Source organism: Actinospica durhamensis (genome assembly GCF_018139695.1).
Taxonomy (GTDB): Bacteria; Actinomycetota; Actinomycetes; order Streptomycetales; family Catenulisporaceae; genus Actinospica; species Actinospica durhamensis.
In genome coordinates this window covers 1-1,789 of sequence record NZ_JAGSOG010000543.1, presented here as the reverse complement: position 1 = coordinate 1,789, position 1,789 = coordinate 1, and the positions used below count along the sequence as shown (strand labels likewise).

At 70.8% G+C, this 1,789-nt stretch carries 1 protein-coding gene; it reads right to left on the bottom strand.

The features are described from left to right. Nucleotides 1-190: 190 nt before the first annotated feature. Nucleotides 191-1,378: an RNA polymerase sigma factor gene (locus KDL01_RS40865; RefSeq protein WP_438802023.1), complete on the bottom strand. Its 1,188-nt coding sequence runs from the start codon at nucleotides 1,376-1,378 to the stop codon at nucleotides 191-193. Nucleotides 1,379-1,789: the final 411 nt, after the last annotated feature.

Here is a 1,789-nt window from a genome sequence, read left to right as displayed (position 1 = left end):
GCTCACGCGGGGGCGGGTGCGGGGCACCGGCCGGGTGAAGCGGGTGGAACAGGTGGAGCGGGTCTGGCAAATTGAGCGGGCTGAGCGGGTCTCGTAAGTCGAGCGGGCTGAGCTGGCTGAGCGGGTCTGGCGAGTCGAGCTGGTCCGGCGGGCTGAGCTTGTGGGGCGGGTTGGGTGCTAACCGGCGGACCTACCGGAGGTAGTCCTTCAGCTGGTCGGCGTAACAGTGGCCGCGCAGCTTCGCCAGGGTCTTGGCCTCGATCTGGCGGATGCGCTCGCGCGTCACGCCGAAGGTGCGGCCGATCTCCTCGAGGGTGTGCGGCTCGCCGTCGGTGAGGCCGTAGCGCAGCTGGACTACGCGCTTCTCGCGCTCGCCGAGGGTGGAGAGCAGGGTGTCGAGGTGCTCCCGGAGCATCATCACCGCTACGGAGTCGGCCGGGGATTCCGCGTCGGCGTCCTCTATCAGGTCGCCTAAGGCCACGTCGTCTTCTTCGCCTACGGGGGCGTGGAGGGAGACGGGCTCCTGGGCCAGGCGGAGGACTTCGATGACCCGCTCGGTCGGGACGCCGAGGACGTCGGCGATCTGGTCCGGGGTGGGCTCGATCGAGTTGGCCTGGAGCAGTGCGCGCTGGAGCCTGACCACGCGGTTCATCAGTTCGACCACGTGCACGGGGACGCGGATGGTTCTGGCCTGGTCGGCCAGGGCGCGGCTCATGGCCTGGCGGATCCACCAGGTCGCGTAGGTGGAGAACTTGTAGCCGCGGGCGTAGTCGAACTTCTCCACGGCCCGGATCAGGCCCAGGTTGCCCTCCTGGACCAGGTCCAGGATCGACATGCCGCGGCCGATGTAGCGCTTGGCGATGGAGACCACCAGGCGCAGGTTCGCCTCGATCAGCTTGCGCTTGGCGCTCTGGCCCTGCAGCACCAGCACGTGCAGGTCCCTGCGGTCCTCGGCGTGCAAGTCGAAGTTGGTCAGCAGCCGCTCGTCGGCGAACAGGCCGGCTTCCACGGCCCGGGCCAGCTCCACCTCCTGGACGGCGGTGAGCAGCGGGATGCGGCCGATCTCGCGCAGGTACTGGCGGAACAGGTCGCCGGCCGGGCCGGCCGAGTCGGCCCACGCGGTGACGTGGGCTTCGGCCGCGGCCTCCTCCTTCTCGGTGGGCTGGGACTCCTGCTCCTCCTGCTCCATCTCGGCCGGGTCGGGCTCACGCAGGTTGCGCGTCTGGGCCTCGGTACGGGCGAGCGGGAGTTGGACCACCTCGGCGAGCAGTTCGCCGCCACGGCCGAGGTCGAGGTCCTGGGCTGGGGCCTCGGCGTCGAGGTCCGTCACGGTCGCGGCCGACGCGGCCGACGCGGTCGGCTGGGCTTCGTCGTGCATCGGGGACTCCCGGTCCGGGGGCGTGAGTCCCGGCTGCTCGGTCGGTGGATCCACGAGGCGGAGCCTGCGCGCCGCGCGCCTCGGCGGCGCGGCGCCCAGGGTCGAGGTGGTATCAGAATCCGTCAACACTCGGGCGAGCGCGCCGTCCATCCGAACTCCGTCCGCATCACCGGCCAGTTGGGGGGTCCGTGCACGGGCGACAAGTCCGCGCCGGGCGCCGCACGCTCTCCCCACTGGCGATCCATGACTACGCGCCGAGATCACGGGAGACCTACGGCGTTGTGGGTTCCTTGCGATACTCCCCTACCCCGGTGCGCGCGGGTTTGCGCCTCCCGGGGGCCGGAACTTTGCGCTATTTATCGGTACGGGGTGGGGAATTCGGGGCATCCGGGACGCGGGTGGGGCGCGAGG